The 16,885-nt window shown below is 73.7% G+C and carries 15 protein-coding genes; 13 read left to right on the top strand and 2 right to left on the bottom strand.

Annotation, left to right across the window (positions count from 1 at the left end; all coding sequences use genetic code 11):
• Positions 1–13: 13 nt before the first annotated feature.
• The 13 genes from ABZ862_RS29170 (at position 14) to der (ending at position 14,951) form a co-directional block, all read left to right on the top strand.
• Positions 14–640: an NUDIX hydrolase gene (locus tag ABZ862_RS29170; RefSeq protein ID WP_360964223.1), complete on the top strand. Its 627-nt coding sequence runs from the start codon at positions 14–16 to the stop codon at positions 638–640.
• Positions 641–1,020: 380 nt separating this feature from the next.
• Positions 1,021–3,180, top strand: a complete 2,160-nt coding sequence (locus ABZ862_RS29165; protein ID WP_360964220.1) for an AAA family ATPase — start codon at positions 1,021–1,023, stop codon at positions 3,178–3,180.
• 134 nt (positions 3,181–3,314) lie between these two features.
• Entirely contained in the window at positions 3,315–4,439 is a 1,125-nt protein-coding gene (ald, locus tag ABZ862_RS29160) for an alanine dehydrogenase (protein ID WP_360964217.1), read from the top strand.
• A gap of 396 nt (positions 4,440–4,835) precedes the next feature.
• Positions 4,836–6,005: a ParA family protein gene (locus ABZ862_RS29155; RefSeq protein ID WP_360964214.1), complete on the top strand. Its 1,170-nt coding sequence runs from the start codon at positions 4,836–4,838 to the stop codon at positions 6,003–6,005.
• Positions 5,990–6,556 carry a hypothetical protein gene (locus ABZ862_RS29150; protein WP_360964211.1) on the top strand — a complete coding sequence of 189 codons (567 nt, stop codon included), beginning with the start codon at positions 5,990–5,992 and terminating at the stop codon, positions 6,554–6,556. The genes ABZ862_RS29155 and ABZ862_RS29150 overlap by 16 nt, the downstream gene beginning before the upstream one ends.
• Before the next feature lie 18 nt (positions 6,557–6,574).
• A complete protein-coding gene (locus ABZ862_RS29145) occupies positions 6,575–7,924 on the top strand; it encodes a segregation/condensation protein A (protein ID WP_360964208.1) in 1,350 nt (449 codons plus the stop codon).
• A 13-nt stretch (positions 7,925–7,937) separates the two neighbouring features.
• Positions 7,938–8,627 carry an SMC-Scp complex subunit ScpB gene (gene scpB, locus ABZ862_RS29140; RefSeq protein WP_360964205.1) on the top strand — a complete coding sequence of 230 codons (690 nt, stop codon included), beginning with the start codon at positions 7,938–7,940 and terminating at the stop codon, positions 8,625–8,627.
• Positions 8,627–9,715 (top strand): pseudouridine synthase, encoded by a 1,089-nt coding sequence (locus ABZ862_RS29135; RefSeq protein WP_360964202.1) that lies wholly within the window; start codon positions 8,627–8,629, stop codon positions 9,713–9,715. The genes scpB and ABZ862_RS29135 overlap by 1 nt, the downstream gene beginning before the upstream one ends.
• Positions 9,716–10,080: 365 nt before the next feature.
• A complete protein-coding gene (aroH, locus tag ABZ862_RS29130; protein ID WP_360964274.1) occupies positions 10,081–10,443 on the top strand; it encodes a chorismate mutase in 363 nt (120 codons plus the stop codon).
• Positions 10,440–11,525 (top strand): prephenate dehydrogenase, encoded by a 1,086-nt coding sequence (locus tag ABZ862_RS29125; protein WP_360964199.1) that lies wholly within the window; start codon positions 10,440–10,442, stop codon positions 11,523–11,525. Before aroH ends, ABZ862_RS29125 begins: the two co-directional genes overlap by 4 nt.
• A 441-nt stretch (positions 11,526–11,966) precedes the next feature.
• Positions 11,967–12,653 (top strand): (d)CMP kinase, encoded by a 687-nt coding sequence (gene cmk / locus ABZ862_RS29120; RefSeq protein WP_360964196.1) that lies wholly within the window; start codon positions 11,967–11,969, stop codon positions 12,651–12,653.
• A complete protein-coding gene (locus ABZ862_RS29115; protein ID WP_360964193.1) occupies positions 12,611–13,339 on the top strand; it encodes a lysophospholipid acyltransferase family protein in 729 nt (242 codons plus the stop codon). The genes cmk and ABZ862_RS29115 overlap by 43 nt, the downstream gene beginning before the upstream one ends.
• A 115-nt stretch (positions 13,340–13,454) precedes the next feature.
• Positions 13,455–14,951 (top strand): ribosome biogenesis GTPase Der, encoded by a 1,497-nt coding sequence (gene der / locus ABZ862_RS29110; protein WP_360964190.1) that lies wholly within the window; start codon positions 13,455–13,457, stop codon positions 14,949–14,951.
• Between the two features lie 139 nt (positions 14,952–15,090).
• On the opposite strand, the gene ABZ862_RS29105 is transcribed toward der, so the two are convergent.
• Complete coding sequence (locus ABZ862_RS29105) at positions 15,091–15,570, bottom strand: hypothetical protein (protein ID WP_360964187.1); 480 nt, start codon at positions 15,568–15,570, stop codon at positions 15,091–15,093.
• A gap of 89 nt (positions 15,571–15,659) precedes the next feature.
• The gene (locus tag ABZ862_RS29100) at positions 15,660–16,445 is read right to left on the bottom strand and encodes a hypothetical protein (protein ID WP_360964184.1); all 786 of its coding nucleotides are present in this window, start codon (positions 16,443–16,445) and stop codon (positions 15,660–15,662) included.
• Positions 16,446–16,885: the final 440 nt, after the last annotated feature.

The raw sequence follows: 16,885 nt of genomic DNA, 5'->3' as shown, positions 1-16,885 counted from the left end.
GGAAGGACGGGGCATGACGATCAATGACACTCCCGAGGAGTGGGAGATCCGGGCGACGGAGACGCCCTTCACCGGCGTCAAGACCTCCGTGCGCACGGACGAGGTCGTCATGCCCGACGGGTCGGTCGTCCACCGCGACTACCAGGTGCACCCCGGCTCCGTGGGGGTCCTCGCCCTCGACGAGGAGGACCGGGTCCTGCTGATCCGCCAGTACCGCCACCCCGTGCGCCAGAAGCTCTGGGAGGTCCCGGCCGGGCTCCTCGACGTGCCCGGCGAGAATCCGCTCGCCGCCGCGCAGCGCGAGCTCTACGAGGAGGCGCACGTCAAGGCCGAGGACTGGCGGGTGCTGACCGACGTCTACACCACGCCCGGCGGCTGCGACGAGTCCGTACGGCTCTTCCTCGCCCGCGGCCTGTCCGCGGCCGAGGGCGACCGCTTCGCGGCCGAGCACGAGGAGATCGACCTGGAGTACGCGCGCGTGCCCGTGGCCGAGCTGGTGCGCGGTGTCCTCGCGGGCGAGCTGCACAACAACTGCCTGGTCGTCGGCGTGCTCTCCCTGGTCGCCGCCCGGACCGGCGACGGCCTCGACGCGCTGCGCCCGGCGGACGCGCCGTGGCCGGCCCGCCCCTTCGAGGCCTGACAGCTCCGCACCGGCCGGAAACCGCCCACACACCCCGCCCCGGCACCGGGCCGCCTGCCGGCGCGGCTCGCCGGGGAGCAGGCCGGACGCAGGCCCGGCACCGGCGCGGTGGCCGGTGGGCCCGGTGGGCCCGGTGGGCCGTCGGTGTGAGGCAGTTGCCGGTGTGACCATCGGCTGATCCGATCAGGGGATGCGTCTGCGCTACCGCCGCGCAGCGCACGCCACGTCGCAGAGCGTGAACTAGGCTCGGCGCGAGTGAGCCGCAGGGGTCCCCGGCCGGCAGGACCCGGTACCCCCGCGGCGAGCGAGCCGAGCAGCAGGCGCACCCCGGACCGGAGTCCCGGCGGGCTCGTGCGCGCGGTGGGACGGGAGTGTGGCCCGTGACGGACCAGGCGGTGGAAACAGCCGGCGCACGGCTGCCGGAAACCCCCGTGCCGGAAAACGGATTCCTCGGCCGCGCAAGGGAGTTGAAGGAGCTGCGCGCCGACATCGCGCGCGCGGGCCTGGACACCCTCGCCGGACGGAAGGCGCCCCGCGCACGGGTGCTGCTCATCGCGGGACGCCCCGGCTCCGGCCGTACCGCCCTCGCGGAGGAACTCGTCCGGCAGCTCGCCGGCGACTACCCCGACGGCGTGCTGCGGGCCCGCCTCAGCGAGCCCGACGGCACCCCCGTCCCCGTCGGGCGCGCCGCCCGCGACCTGCTCACCGCCCTGGAGCTGGCCGCCCCCGCCGGGGCCGGTGAGGACGAGCTCACCGGGACCCTGCGCGACGCCCTCGCCGAACGGCGGACGCTGCTCCTGCTCGACGACGCGCCCGGCGCCGACCACGTCGACGCGCTGCTCCCCGACAACGCCGGATGCCTGGTCGTCGCCGTCGCCGCGGGCCCCCTGACCGGCATCCCGGACGTACGTCCCTGCACCCTGGGCGGCCTGGACACCAAGTCGGCGCTGGACCTGCTGGCCCGGCGGATCGGCCCGGTGCGCATCACCGTCGACCCGCGCACCGCCGAGGGGCTCGTCGAGCAGTGCCAGGCCCAGCCCACCGCCCTGGTACTGGCCGGCGGCTGGCTCGCGGCCCACCCCAAGGCCGCCGTCGCCGACCTCGCCAAGCGGCTGCACGCCGACCTCGACGAGGCCCCCGGCGGCGCCCCCTTCGCCCGGGTCCTCAGGCTCGTCCACGACACGCTGCCCGACCCCGCCGCCCGCCTGCTGCGGCTGCTGTCCCTGGCCCCCGCCGGTCTGGTCGACCCGCACACCGCCTCCGCCCTCGCGGGCTGCTCCGTGGGCAGCGCCCGCGCCACCCTCGACGAGTTCGCCGCCCTCGGCCTGCTGCACGCCGTGGAGTCGCCGCTGCCCCAGTACGAGGTCCCCGGCTGTCTGCTGCCCGTCTTGGAACGGCTCGCGGCGGTCCAGGACCGTCCCGCCGAGCTCCAGCTGGCCCGCGCCAGGATGCTGGAGCGCACCGTACGGCTGTTGCAGTCGTGCCGCGCGATCACCGAGACCGACAGCCCGCAGGCCCGCGCCAAGCTGCTCGGCATGCCGCGCTCGCTGCGCTTCCCCACGCCCCGGGCCGCCGAGGACTGGCTGACCCTGCGCAGGCCCGCCCTGCTGGCCGCGGCCCGGGTCGCCGTCGCGGACGGGGAGGTGGACACCCTGGCCCGGCGGCTGCTGTCCCAGCTGGTGCGGGCCATGGCCGCCCACTTCGGCACCCGGGCGGCCGCCCCCGACCTGTACGGCATCCACCAGCTGGTGCTGGACGTCGCCGAGCGCCGCGAGCTGCCCCGGGAGAAGGCCGCCGCCCTGCTGAACCTCGCCGACCTGGACGCCCGCACCGGCCGCACCGCGCAGGCACTGCTGCGCTATCGCTCGGCGCTGGACGCCGGACGCGACGCAAATGATCCGTATGCGACCGGCCGCGCAACGGAATCCGTAGGAGGCGCCCATCTGGAGCTCGGGGACTACGACCGGGCCGCGGACTGGTTCGGCCGCGCCCTCGCCCAGCGGCTGGCCCGGGACGAACGCGTGGAGGCGGCCCGGCTCTACGGCAGGATCGCCGCCGCCCACACCTACGCGGGCCGCTACGGCGAGGCGCAGCGCAACTGGCGTGCGGCCGTCGCCGGATACCGCAAGGAGGGCGATGTCGCGGCGCAGGCGCGGGCGCTGAGCGAGCTGGCCCGGGTCCAGGAGTACGCGGGGCGCCCCGAAGAGTCGCTGCGCACCTGTCAGGAGGCGGCCGAGTGGGCGCGCCGCGCGGACGACGTACGGCTGCAGGCGGCGCTGCAGGTGCGGCTCGCGGACACGCTGGAGCGCCTCGGCGACCCGGCCGCCGCGCGACTGCACCGGCAGGCGGCCGAGCGCATGCTGGGTGAGGAGTTCCCGGAGTTCCCGGGATTCCCGGACGTCGCGGAAGGCCTGAGGCTCCCGCACCTCCCGGAGGTCCGGGAGGACTCCCGGGACGGCCGGGACGGCGGGACGGTCGCACCGGAGCCGGAACATGCCGCTAACACCTACGAAATCCGTAGTACATCCCCTAAAGATTGATGCAAAGAAAGGCTAGACACGGGGAACGCCTTCATTAAACTGGCTCCGCCGCACCTTCTCCTGCGGTGCATCCCGGTGTGCTCCCTGTTGCCCGGTATGCGGTGCAACATCCCGCCCCCCCCGAGCCAAGGACCGTGATCGACGTGAAGGTCGGCATCCCCCGCGAGGTCAAGAACAACGAGTTCCGGGTGGCCATCACCCCCGCCGGAGTGCACGAGCTCGTGCGCCACGGCCACCAGGTCGTCATCGAGCGCGCCGCGGGCGCCGGCTCGTCGATCACGGACGACGAGTACGTGGCCGCGGGCGCCGCGATCCTGGACACCGCCGACGAGGTGTGGACCACCGCCGACCTGCTGCTGAAGGTCAAGGAGCCCGTCGCGGAGGAGTACCACCGCCTCCGCAAGGACCAGACCCTCTTCACCTACCTGCACCTGGCCGCCTCCCGCGAGTGCACCGACGCCCTCCTGGAGTCCGGCGCCACGGCGATCGCGTACGAGACCGTCGAACTGCCCGGCCGGGCGCTGCCGCTGCTCGCCCCCATGTCCGAGGTCGCGGGCCGGCTGGCCCCGCAGGTCGGCGCCTACCACCTGATGCGCCCGGCCGGCGGCCGGGGCGTGCTGCCCGGCGGTGTCCCCGGCGTGCACGCGGGGCGGGCCGTCGTCATCGGCGGCGGTGTCTCCGGCTGGAACGCGGCGCAGATCGCGATCGGCATGGGCTTCCACGTGACCCTGCTCGACCGTGACCTGAACAAGCTCAAGGAGGCCGACCGGATCTTCGGCACCAGGATCCAGACCGTCGTCTCCAACACCTTCGAGCTGGAGCGGGCCTGTGTCGGGGCCGACCTCGTCATCGGCGCCGTGCTCATCCCCGGCGCCAAGGCGCCGAAGCTGGTCACCAACGAGCTGGTCTCCCGGATGAAGCCGGGAAGTGTCCTTGTCGACATCGCGATCGACCAGGGCGGCTGCTTCGAGGACTCCCGCCCCACCACCCACGCCGAGCCGACCTTCCCGGTCCACGGTTCGGTCTTCTACTGCGTCGCCAACATGCCCGGCGCCGTGCCCCACACCTCCACCCACGCGCTGACCAACGCCACGCTGCCGTACGTCGTCGAGCTCGCCGACCACGGCTGGGTGGAGGCGCTGCGCCGCGACCCCGCGCTGGCCAGGGGCCTCAACACCCATGACGGCAAGGTCGTCTACCGCGAGGTGGCCGAGGCGCACGGCCTGGAGCACGTCGAGCTGGAGACCCTGCTCGGCTGACCGCCGTACCGGAGGCGGCCGTTGCGCGGCCGGCTCCAGGGGCGATTTCAAGTCACCTTGCGGTCATGACGATTCGTCAACACAGCTCGTCAATCGCGCCCGTCCGGCCGGATCTTACCCGACAAGATCCGGCCGGATGTGTGTAGGGTCACTTCCCCGTACTCGGTCAACTCGCCTCGAACACGGCTCTTCGGCCGATTCACGCACCGGCGAAACCTGCCGTGCGACGGCCGTACGCCCTTGACAGAGGGATGTTTCAATGCCGACACATCGGGCCGGGTCCGGCGGATTGTGTTGCTGCGGATGCCCGACACGCCATAGAGTCGCCAACCGTCGGCATGGTGTCACGCCGACCTGTCTAGAAGTTTCCTGGTCACCAAGGAGGTAAGACGACTTGTGAATGAGTCGACATTTTCTCCCGGGGGTGGTCAACCAGGAACGCCGGTACGGGGCCAGGGTCCTGCGGGCTTCGAGGCTGTCGGCTCCGTCGCGGTGCGCACCTTCGCAGCCCACCAGAGTTCCTTCCAGGCGGCCCGGACAGCACAGAGCATGGATGGTCATCACGTGAACGCCATGGCCGGCGACGGAAGTGGCACCCCTCGTGACCACTTCGCCGACTACGACGAACTGCCCGACGGGCACTTCTACGACCCCGACGCCGAGTACGAGCCCGACCCGGAGTACGCGGCCACGCTCGCGCCGGACGCGGCCCGTCAGCGCCGTGAGCGCATCGGGCCGACGGGGCGGCCGCTGCCGTACTTCCCGATCCCGGGCCCGCTCACGGACCACGGGCCCGCGAAGATCATCGCGATGTGCAACCAGAAGGGCGGCGTCGGCAAGACCACGTCGACCATCAACCTGGGTGCCGCGCTCGCGGAGTACGGCCGCCGGGTGCTGCTCGTGGACTTCGACCCGCAGGGCGCGCTGTCGGTGGGCCTCGGTGTCAACCCGATGGAGCTCGACCTCACCGTCTACAACCTGCTCATGGAGCGGGGGATGTCCGCGGACGAGGTCCTGCTGAAGACGGCGGTCCCCAACATGGACCTGCTGCCCAGCAACATCGACCTGTCCGCCGCCGAGGTCCAGCTGGTCTCCGAGGTCGCGCGCGAGTCCACGCTGCAGCGTGCGCTCAAGCCGCTGATGGACGACTACGACTACATCGTCATCGACTGCCAGCCCTCGCTCGGTCTGCTGACCGTCAACGCCCTGACGGCCGCGCACAAGGTGATAGTCCCCCTCGAGTGCGAGTTCTTCGCCCTGCGCGGTGTCGCGCTGCTCACCGAGACCATCGAGAAGGTCCAGGAGCGGCTCAACCCGGAGCTCGAGCTCGACGGGATCCTCGCCACCATGTACGACTCGCGCACCGTGCACAGCCGTGAGGTGCTCGCACGGGTCGTCGAGGCGTTCGACGACCACGTCTACCACACGGTCATCGGGCGCACGGTCCGCTTCCCGGAGACCACCGTCGCCGGCGAGCCGATCACCACGTACGCCTCCAACTCCGTCGGCGCCGCAGCCTATCGCCAGCTCGCCAGGGAGGTGCTCGCCCGGTGTCACGCCGAGTGAGTCTGCCGGGGGCCGACGAACTGTTCCGTACGACAGGGGGAACGGCGCTCCAGCCGTCCGCTCCGCGGCGCCCGGTCAACGGCGAGGCCAGGGTGCCGAACCCGGCGGGGGAGAGCGGCACCGCCGCGCCCGCCGAGGCGCCGGACGCCCCGCAGGCGGTACCCGCGCAGGGCGGGGACGGCGAGGGCGCGGAGCACGCCGCGGCCGGCACCGAGGCGGCCGGCGCGGGCGAGTCGCGCAGCCGTGCCGCGGAGGACGCCGCACGCCGCCCGGCACCCCCGGAGAACGGCGCGGCCGAACAGCCCCGCAAACGCGGGAGGGCCGCCTCCCGGCGGCCCAGCGGCCGCGAGCGGCACGACGAGAAGATCACCGTGTACGTCTCCGCCGAGGAACTCATGGACCTCGAGCACGCGCGCCTCGTGCTGCGCGGCGAGCACGGCCTCGCTGTCGACCGCGGCCGGATCGTCCGCGAGGCGGTCGCCGTGGTCCTCGCCGACCTGGAGAGCCGCGGGGACGCCAGCATCCTCGTACGCCGGCTGCGCGGGCGGTAGCGGTAGCCTGCGGGGGTCATGACCTCGAACGACGCCCCCACCCCGCCACCCGCCCGCAGACGCGTCCTGGGCCGGGGCCCGGGAGCGGCCCCGCCGCCCCGCACCGCGCCGGGAACCGGCGGCCGGGAACCGGCGGCACGGCCGGCGCACGGCACGCCCGCGGAACCGCCGCCGGACGCGGGCGCCGCCGGGACACCGGGCGGCCGGACATCCGGCGGCCGGACACCGGCGGAACGTTCCGGGAGCCCGGAGCCGGACCCCGGACCCCGGCCCGGGCCCGACGCCGAGCCCGCCGCCGGGGCCGAGCCCGATGCGGACGGGGCGCCGCCCTCCGCCGGGGAGAACGGTGGCGACACCGGTGCCGATACCGGCGGCGGTGCCGGGGACCGGAACGCCGTCCCGCAGCGGCACGCACCACCGCCCGCCGGGACGGCCGCCACGCGGCGACCGGCCGCGACGGCAGACCCCGGCGACGGCCCCGGACCCGGCCCTGATCCCGGCGGCGCTCCCCGCCCCGACGCGGGCGACGGCGACGCCGGTTTCACGGTGCGGCTCGCCAACTTCGAGGGGCCCTTCGATCTGCTGCTCCAGCTGATCTCCAAGCACAAGCTGGACGTCACCGAGGTCGCGCTGTCGAAGGTGACCGACGAGTTCATGGCGCACATCCGCTCCATGGGGGCGGACTGGGACCTCGACGAGACGACCGAGTTCCTGGTCGTCGCCGCCACCCTGCTCGATCTGAAGGCGGCCCGGCTGCTGCCCGCGGCCGAGGTCGAGGACGAGGCAGACCTCGCCCTCCTGGAGGCGCGGGACCTGCTGTTCGCGCGGCTGCTGCAGTACCGCGCGTACAAACAGATCGCCGAGATCCTCGACCGGCGGCTGGACGACGAGGCCCGGCGCTACCCCCGTACGGTCGGGCTCGAACCGCAGTACGCGCAGTTGCTGCCCGACGTCGTCATCGGCATCGGCCCCGAGCGGTTCGCCCGGCTCGCCGTCAAGGCCATGCAGCCCAGGCCCCGGCCGCAGGTCTACGTCGACCACATCCACGCGCCCCTGGTCAGCGTGCAGGAGCAGGCCGGGATCGTCGTGACACGGCTCAGGGAACTGGGCGAGGCGAGCTTCCGGACCCTGATCGACGACACCGACGACATCCTCACCGTCGTCGCCCGTTTCCTGGCGCTGCTCGAGCTGTACCGCGAGAAGGCCGTCGCCCTCGACCAGGAGACCGCCCTCGGAGAGCTGACGGTGCGCTGGACGGGCGGGGACGGGGAAGGGACACCGGTCGTGACGGACGAGTTCGACCGGCCGCCCGAGGAGCCCGGGGCCGAGCCCGGGAAGCCGCGGACGGGCCAGGAGGAGACGGCGTGAGCGAGGAGACGGCGTGAGCGAGAAGACGACCGGCGCACCGGCCGGGCAGGGCGACGTCGCGGGACTCGACCTCAAGCCGGCCCTCGAGGCCGTCCTGATGGTCGTGGACGAGCCCGCCGGCGAGGAGTACCTGGCGAAGGTACTGCAGCGCCCCAGACGCCGGATCGCGGTCGCCCTGCGGGAACTGGCCGACGAGTACACCGCCCAGGGCCGCGGCTTCGAACTGCGGCCGGTCGCGGGCGGCTGGCGGTTCTACTCCCGCGCCGAGTACGCCCCCGCCGTCGAGGGCTTCGTGCTGGACGGCCGGCACGCCCGGCTCACCCAGGCCGCGCTGGAGACGCTCGCGGTGGTCGCGTACCGTCAACCGGTGAGCCGCAGCCGGGTCTCGGCCGTACGAGGGGTCAACTGCGACGGCGTGATGCGGACCCTCCTCCAGCGCGGGCTGATCGAGGAGGCGGGCACGGAACCCGAAACAGGTGCGATCCTGTACGGGACGACGAACTACTTCCTGGAACGGATGGGCCTGCGCGGCCTGGACGAACTTCCGGAACTCGCGCCGTTCCTGCCGGAGGCGGAGGCGATCGAGGCCGAGACCCAGGAGGGCGTGCCGTCGTTCGACCCGGACGCGGACGACGAGGGTCCGGCGGCCACGACGAGCACCACCCCGACCACCACGACCACCACGACGACGACGGATTTCTGATGCGAAGCAGCGGCAGCGGCAAGAGCGGCGGGCGCGGCAACTACCGCGGTGCCGGCAACGACAGGGACGAGCGGCAGGGGCAGGGCCGTCCCCGCAGGCCCCGCCCCGAGGAGCGCCGCTACGACGTGGGCCCCGGCGCCACCCAGGACGGCCCCAAGTCCGGGCGCGGCGCCTCGGCGCGCGGCGGCGCCAAGGGCGGCCCCAAGCAGTCCCGGCAGGGCACGGGCGCCGGTACCGGTACCGGGCGCGGCCGTACGGCGCCGGGCAGCTCGCGCGAGTACGAGGCGCGGGCCGAGGAGCGCAACCGCGAGCGGTACGCGGACCGCAAGGACGTGAAGCCGCCCAGGACCTTCCCGGGCGCCGAACAGGAGGGCGAGCGGCTCCAGAAGGTCCTCGCCCGCGCCGGCTACGGTTCCCGGCGGGCCTGCGAGGAGCTGATCGAGCAGGCCAGGGTCGAGGTGAACGGCGAGATCGTCCTCGAACAGGGCAAGCGGGTCGACCCGGAGAAGGACGAGGTCAAGGTCGACGGGCTGACCGTGGCCACGCAGTCGTACCAGTTCTTCTCGCTCAACAAGCCGGCCGGTGTGGTCTCCACGATGGAGGACCCCGAGGGCCGCCAGTGCCTCGGCGACTACGTCACCAACCGCGAGACCCGGCTGTTCCACGTCGGGCGGCTGGACACCGAGACCGAGGGCGTCATCCTGCTCACCAACCACGGTGAGCTGGCGCACCGGCTCACCCACCCCAAGTACGGCGTGAAGAAGACCTACCTCGCGCACATCGTGGGCCCGATCCCGCGCGACCTGGGCAAGAAGCTCAAGGACGGCATCCAGCTGGAGGACGGGTACGCGCGCGCGGACCACTTCCGGGTCGTCGAGCAGACCGGCAAGAACTACCTCGTCGAGGTGACCCTGCACGAGGGCCGCAAGCACATCGTCCGCCGGATGCTCGCGGAGGCGGGCTTCCCGGTGGACAAGCTGGTGCGCACGGCCTTCGGCCCGATCACGCTGGGCGACCAGAAGTCGGGCTGGCTGCGCAGGCTCTCCAACACGGAGGTCGGGATGCTGATGAACGAGGTCGACCTGTAGACCGACGGCCACGTCGGGCGGCCGGCACCGGGTCCCCCCGGCGCCGGCCGCCGTCGTGTACGGGGCCGGCCCCGCCCGACGGATCGGGACCGGGCAGCCCGGGGGGCCGGGGAGCGGGGGACCTGGACCCGGTCCGGGCAACCGAGGCTGCGGGGGCGGCCCGGGATCCCGGAGCAGTGCGGTCGTCCGCCGTCACGGGTGCCGCTGCCGCGATCCGGCCGCCGCCGCGTCGGGTGTCTCACCCGGCGGGCGGCCCGGGGCCCCGGGGCGGGGAATGGCTAGGCTGGGCCGTGATGGAGCCGGAGCGGGCTGCCGCGGGGACGGAATCCGCGGGAGGCGTGGGCATGTCAGCGAGGAGCGGTGTCGTGGCGGTACGAGCGGTCCGGGGGGCCGTACAGCTGGAGCGGGACGAGGCCGGGCACATGGACGAGCAGGTCGGGGTGCTGCTCACCGCGATCCTGGAGCGCAACGGACTCACCGCCGACGACCTGATCAGCATCTGGTTCACGGCCACCCCCGACCTGCACAGCGACTTCCCGGCGGCCGCCGCCCGCAAGCTCGGCATCGTCGACGTCCCGCTGATCTGCGCCCAGGAACTGGACATCGCGGGCGCCCTGCCCCGGATCGTACGGATCCTGGCGCACATCGAGTCCGACCGGCCCCGCGCCGAGATCGCGCACGTGTACCTGGGCGCCGCGGCCGCTCTGCGGAAGGACATCGCCCAGTGAGGACCGCGCTCGTCATCGGTACCGGCCTGATCGGCACCTCCGCCGCGCTGGCCCTGGTCCAGCGCGGCGTCACCGTCCATCTCGCCGACCACGACCCCGAGCAGGCCCGTACGGCCGCCGCGCTGGGCGCGGGCACGGACGAGCTGCCCGAGGAGCCCGTCGACCTCGCCCTCGTCGCCGCGCCGCCCGCGCACGTCGCCGCCGTACTCGCCGACGCCATGCGGCGCGGAGCGGCCCGCGGCTACCTCGACGTGGCCAGCGTCAAGGGCGGCCCGCGCCGCGAGCTGGAGGCGCTGGGGCTCGACCTGTCGTCGTACATCGGTACGCATCCCATGTCCGGCCGGGAGAAGTCCGGGCCGCTGGCCGCGACCGGCGAACTCTTCGAGGGCCGCCCCTGGGTGCTCACCCCGACCCGCGACACCGACACCGAGGTCCTCAACCTCGCCCTGGAACTCGTCTCGTACTGCCGTGCCGTGCCCGTGGTGATGGACGCCGACGCCCACGACCGCGCGGTGGCCCTCGTCTCGCACATGCCCCACCTGGTCTCCAGCATGGTCGCCGCGCGCCTGGAGAACGCCGAGGAGGCCGCCGTACGGCTGTGCGGCCAGGGCATCCGGGACGTGACGCGGATCGCCGCCTCCGACCCCGGGATGTGGATCGACATCCTGTCCGCCAACCCGGGCCCGGTCGCCGACCTCCTCGGCGACGTCGCCGCCGACCTCGCGGAGACCGTGGAGGCGCTGCGCGCCCTGCAGTCCTCCGACGAGGCCAAGCGGCGGGCCGGGGCCGGGGGCATCGAGGACGTGCTGCGGCGCGGGAACGCGGGGCAGGTGCGGGTGCCGGGCAAGCACGGATCGGCCCCGCGGACGTACGAGACGGTCGCGGTGCTCATCGACGACCAGCCCGGCCAGCTGGCCCGGATCTTCGCCGACGCCGACCGGGCCGGGGTCAACATCGAGGACGTGCGCATCGAGCACGCCACCGGACAGCAGGCCGGTCTGGTGCAGCTGACGGTGGAGCCGAAGGCGGCCCCGGTACTGACGGCTGCCCTGCGGCAACGGGGCTGGTCGATCCGGCAGTAGCCGCGACGGATGCCGCCCCGGCAGCCCGCCGGCCCCTGACCGCCGGGCCGAGGACCGCCCCGCCGCCCGGCGGTCACCGGGCGCGGATCGCGGTCACCGGCAGCCGGAGCCGCGCCGGTGGTCCGGCGGGTACCGCTGCCGGCGCCGCGAGGGTTCGGAGAGGACGGCCGTGCCGTGGGCGCCGGGCAGGCGATCACCCCCGGCCGCACGGTCGCCACGGCGGTCGCCGACCGTCGCCACGGTGGTCAGCGGTCGTCGGCACGGCGGTCGCCGGCGGCCGGAGCCGGGCCGGGCGGGCGCGGCGGGTGCCGTTGCCGGGGTTCTGTGAGGGCGTGGGGCGGGTGGCCGTGCCGGGGTGGTCCGGGAAGCCAGTAACCTTGTGCAGGGCACCCCCGCGGCCCCGCACACTCCCACCACCCCGCACCAGGAAGGTGTCCCCCCGTGGAAAACGGCGCCGCCGAGCCCGTGATCGTCGCCATCGACGGTCCCTCCGGCACGGGCAAGTCGAGCACGTCCAAGGCCGTCGCCGCGCAGCTGGGGCTGAGCTACCTGGACACCGGCGCCCAGTACCGGGCCATCACCTGGTGGATGGTGGCCAACGGGATAGACACCGACGACCCGTCCGCGATCGCCGCCGCCGCGGGGAAGCCGGAGATCGTCTCCGGCACCGACCCGGCCGGGCCGACGATCACCGTGGACGGCGTGGACGTGGCCGGCCCGATCCGCACCCAGGAGGTCACCTCCAAGGTCAGCGCGGTCAGCGCGGTGCCCGAGGTGCGCTCCCGGATCACGGAGCTGCAGCGCTCGCTGGCCGCCGGGGCGGAGCACGGCATCGTCGTCGAGGGCCGTGACATCGGTACGACGGTGCTGCCCGACGCCGACCTCAAGATCTTCCTCACCGCGTCCGCGGAGGCCCGCGCCGCCCGCCGCAGCGGCGAGCTGAAGGGCGCCGACGTGCACACCACGAAGGCGGCGCTCGTCGCGCGCGACGCGGCCGACTCCAGCCGCAAGACCTCGCCGCTCGCCAAGGCGGACGACGCGGTCGAGGTGGACACCACCGCGCTGACCCTGTCGCAGGTCATCGAGTGCGTCGTCACCCTCGTCGAGGAGAAGCGGGCCGCGAGGTGAGCGGAGCCCCGTCACCCGGCGTGCCCTCCCGCGGGGCCGCCGCAGACGTGGCGTCGGAGCGCGGGGCCGAGGTCGGGCGGCGGATCGGCGTCGGCCTGATGTACGGCCTGTGGCGGCCCCGGGTGCTCGGCGCCTGGAAGGTGCCCGCCACCGGACCGCTGATCTTCGCCGTCAACCACTCCCACAACATCGACGGCCCCATGGTCATGGGCGTCGCGCCCCGCCCCACGCACTTCCTGATCAAGAAGGAGGCGTTCATCGGGCCCCTCGGCCCCTTCCTGACCGGCATCGGCCAGCTGAAGGTGGACCGCGCGAGCACCGACCGCACCGCGATCACCCGGGCGCTCGGCGTCCTGGCGAACGGCGGTGTGCTGGGCATATTCCCCGAGGGCACCCGCGGCGAGGGCGACTTCGCCTCCCTGCGCGCCGGGCTCGCCTACTTCGCGGTCCGCAGCGGCGCGCCGATCGTCCCGGTCGCCGTTCTGGGAAGCACCGAGAGGCGCGGGCGGTTGATGAAGGGGCTGCCACCGCTGCGCTCCCGCGTCGACGTCGTCTTCGGAGACCCCTTCGAGGCGGGTGACGGCAGTGGCCGCCGCACCCGCAAGGCCCTGGACGAGGCGACCGAGCGCATCCAGAAGCAGCTCACCGCCCACCTGGAAAACGCCAGGCACTTCACCGGCCGCTAGCCGACACTGAGTAGTGGCCCCGCCCCGACGGCCCGACCCGACGGCCTGCCCCGACGGCCGGTCCGGCGGGCGGACGCCACCGATCACCACGACGGAACGACGAGGTACACACTTCATGAACGACCACATCGACTCCGAGGGCGCGCCCGACGAGCACGACCACGGAGCGCTTGGCGACGCCGAGTACGCGGAGTTCATGGAGCTCGCCGCGGAAGAGGGCTTCGACGCCCTGGACGTCGAGGGCGCCCTCGAGGCCGCGGGCCACGGCCCGCTGCCGGTGCTCGCCGTCGTCGGCCGCCCGAACGTCGGCAAGTCGACCCTCGTCAACCGGATCATCGGCCGCCGTGAGGCCGTCGTCGAGGACCGGCCCGGCGTCACCCGTGACCGGGTGACCTACGAGGCCGAGTGGGCGGGCCGCCGCTTCAAGGTCGTCGACACCGGCGGCTGGGAGCAGGACGTCCTCGGTATCGACGCCTCCGTGGCCGCCCAGGCCGAGTACGCGATCGACGCCGCCGACGCCGTCGTGTTCGTCGTCGACGCCAAGGTCGGCGCGACCGACACCGACGAGGCCGTCGTACGGCTGCTGCGCAAGGCGGGCAAGCCGGTCGTGCTGTGCGCCAACAAGGTCGACGGCCTGAGCGGTGAGGCCGACGCGGCCTACCTCTGGTCCCTCGGCCTCGGTGAGCCCCACCCGGTCTCGGCGCTGCACGGCCGCGGCACCGGCGACATGCTGGACGCCGTCCTGGAGGCGCTGCCCGAGGCGCCCGCCCAGACCTTCGGCGCCGGCGTGGGCGGACCGCGCCGCATCGCCCTCATCGGCCGCCCCAACGTCGGCAAGTCGTCCCTGCTGAACAAGGTGGCGGGCGAGGAACGCGTCGTCGTCAACGAGATCGCCGGCACCACCCGCGACCCGGTCGACGAGATCATCGAACTCGGTGGCAAGACCTGGAAGTTCGTCGACACCGCCGGTATCCGCAAGCGGGTCCACCTCCAGCAGGGCGCCGACTACTACGCCTCGCTGCGCACCGCGGCCGCCGTCGAGAAGGCCGAGGTGGCCGTCGTGCTCATCGACGCCGCCGACTCCATCTCCGTGCAGGACCAGCGGATCGTCACCATGGCGGTGGACGCGGGCCGTGCGCTGGTCCTCGCCTACAACAAGTGGGACACCCTCGACGAGGAGCGCCGCTACTACCTCGAGCGCGAGATCGAGACCGAGCTGGGCCAGGTGGCGTGGGCCCCGCGCGTCAACGTCTCGGCGCGCACCGGACGTCATATGGAGAAGCTGGTCCCGGCGATCGAGACGGCGCTGGCGGGCTGGGAGACCCGCGTCCCGACCGGCCGCCTCAACGCGTTCCTCGGCGAACTGGTCTCCGCCCACCCGCACCCGGTGCGGGGCGGCAAGCAGCCGCGCATCCTCTTCGGCACCCAGGCCGGTACCAGGCCGCCGCGCTTCGTGCTGTTCGCCTCCGGCTTCATCGAGGCGGGCTACCGGCGCTTCATCGAACGGCGCCTGCGCGAGGAGTTCGGCTTCGAGGGCACCCCGATCCACATCTCGGTGCGGGTGCGGGAGAAGCGCGGCTCGAAGACCGCGAAGACCGCGAAGCAGAAGTAACGGCAGCGACCGCGGTACGACCGCCGCGGACACGCGGACACGCGGACACGCGGACACGCGGACACGCGGAGGGGCGGCCCCGGGCGACAACGCCGGGGCCGCCCCTCCGCGTGGTGACCGCGATGGTCCCCGCGCCGGGTCAGAGCCCGCCGCGGCGGGCCGGCGGCAGTGCGGCGGGGACGTGGTACGTCCCGGTGCCGTGCTGCGGCGGCAGCGTGCCGATCCGCTGCCACTGCGGCTGGGACGGAGCCGGGGGCGGAGCCTGCGCCGGGGACGGTGCCGGGGGCGGCACCTGCGGCGGCGCGGACCGTCCGGCGCCGGCGTGCCGGGCGAGCGAGGCCCCGGCGCTGTAGGCGCGGTACGAACCCGGGCCGAACGACACCGGACTCTGCCCGGCGCTCCGCCCGGCGCCCCCGGACGCGGTGAGCCCGAAGGCGACGAAGCCCAGGTCCTCCTCGCCGCTGCGGTCGCCCGGCAGGGTGCGGTAGGACCTGACGTACTCGGCGTAGAGCGCGTCGTAGATCGGCGTGGCCGATGGGCCGCCCGGGGTCTCCCGGCCGGGGCGTACGGACCGGACCGGCTGGAAGGACTGGCGGCGGGGGACGTCGTAGAGGTGCACGTATGTCCAAACGACCCCGGGGCCCAGGGGATGCGGCCCGGTGGGCGGCCCGTTGCGGAGCGGGGGCCCTCGGCCCGTCCGGGTGCCGCTCACGTCCCGGCGAGGGGCAGCGCGGCCCCGACCAGCTTCCCGGTCGCGGCCGCCCGGTCCAGCGCGTCCCGCATCAGGTCCTCGCGGGGCTGCCGGCCGATCGAGCCGACCGGCGCCGCGAACAGCAGCACCTGCTGGTGCTTGTTGGCGGCGGCCCGCCAGCCCTCGGTGACCTGCAACGGCTGGTGCGCCTGCCACCAGGCCACCGGGGCGCCGCCCTCCGCGCCCGGTTGCAGCACCGCGTGCAGCCGGCCCACGGCGAGCAGCACCGACCAGCCGTGCAGCACCGGCGGGACCTCGGCGAGCTGGGGCAGCGGCATGAACCCCTGCTCGATCAGCAGCGGCAGGAAGTCGTCCCCGGCGGCGGTGGAACCGGGGCGCACGATCGGCGCGGTCGGCTCCACGACGAGGGCGGGGTGCAGCTCCCCGGCGATCAGGACGAGCCCGCTGGTCACCCCGAGCACCGCCGGCTCGGGCACGGCCTGCTGCGCCGCCGCGCCCGGGATGATGCCGCCGCCGATGGACCGGACCGCCCCCTGCAACTGCTCCTCGGTGACCTGGACGACCTGCGAGGGCAGGCAGCCGGCGTGGGCGAAGGCGAGGACGGCGGTCTCGTCCCCGATGAACAGGACGGTGCTGGTGTGCTCCAGGTCGGAGTCCCCCGGGGTGCGGCAGGACGTGCAGTCGTATCTGCCCGGGGCGTTCTCTCCGGCGAGCAGCCGGTCGGCTTCTTCGTCGCCGATCTCGGCGCGGACGGCGTCGCTGACGTCGAGCATGCGCGGCACGGTGGCTCCCTCGGGATGCGTGCGTGGGGGATCCGGGGGCTCCCGGTCCGTGAGCCCCGGAGGGTTCCGGGCTCATGAAGATGTCAACGGGCGACCTGTGGCGGGAGTCACGCATTCATCCGAACGGAATCGCAGCATCCGGCGCGGAGGGTGACGGGCACCGCGGAATGCCTCACTCCACGTCAACTCAGCCCGTACACAGGGACCTCGGGTCGGTGAAACAGATCACAGCGGCGACCGGCCGATGGTCGACAAAGTACGAAATGAGCGAATGAAGTGGGTGGCCGGAAAAAGCCGTTACCTGCGGTAACTGCCGACTGGCCTGGAATGACAAGGAGTTGGTTGAAATCGGACCGCCCGGCTCCCTACATTCCTCCGCCGAGTGCACAGAGCACCGCTCGGGTACGTCCGCCGACCGCGCCAGGTACGACTCACGGCGC

The organism is Streptomyces sp. NPDC047000 (genome assembly GCF_040644295.1).
Lineage (GTDB): Bacteria > Actinomycetota > Actinomycetes > Streptomycetales > Streptomycetaceae > Streptomyces.
This window is presented reverse-complemented; position numbering and strand designations above follow the sequence as displayed.

Bases quoted from the DNA above. Each gene is read 5' to 3' on its own strand.
- ABZ862_RS29170 (WP_360964223.1), top strand. From the start codon at position 14: ATGACGATCAATGACACTCCCGAGGAGTGGGAGATCCGGGCGACGGAG.
- ABZ862_RS29135 (WP_360964202.1), top strand. From the start codon at position 8,627: ATGCGAAGCAGCGGCAGCGGCAAGAGCGGCGGGCGCGGCAACTACCGC.
- der (WP_360964190.1), top strand. From the start codon at position 13,455: ATGAACGACCACATCGACTCCGAGGGCGCGCCCGACGAGCACGACCAC.
- ABZ862_RS29145 (WP_360964208.1), top strand. From the start codon at position 6,575: ATGACCTCGAACGACGCCCCCACCCCGCCACCCGCCCGCAGACGCGTC.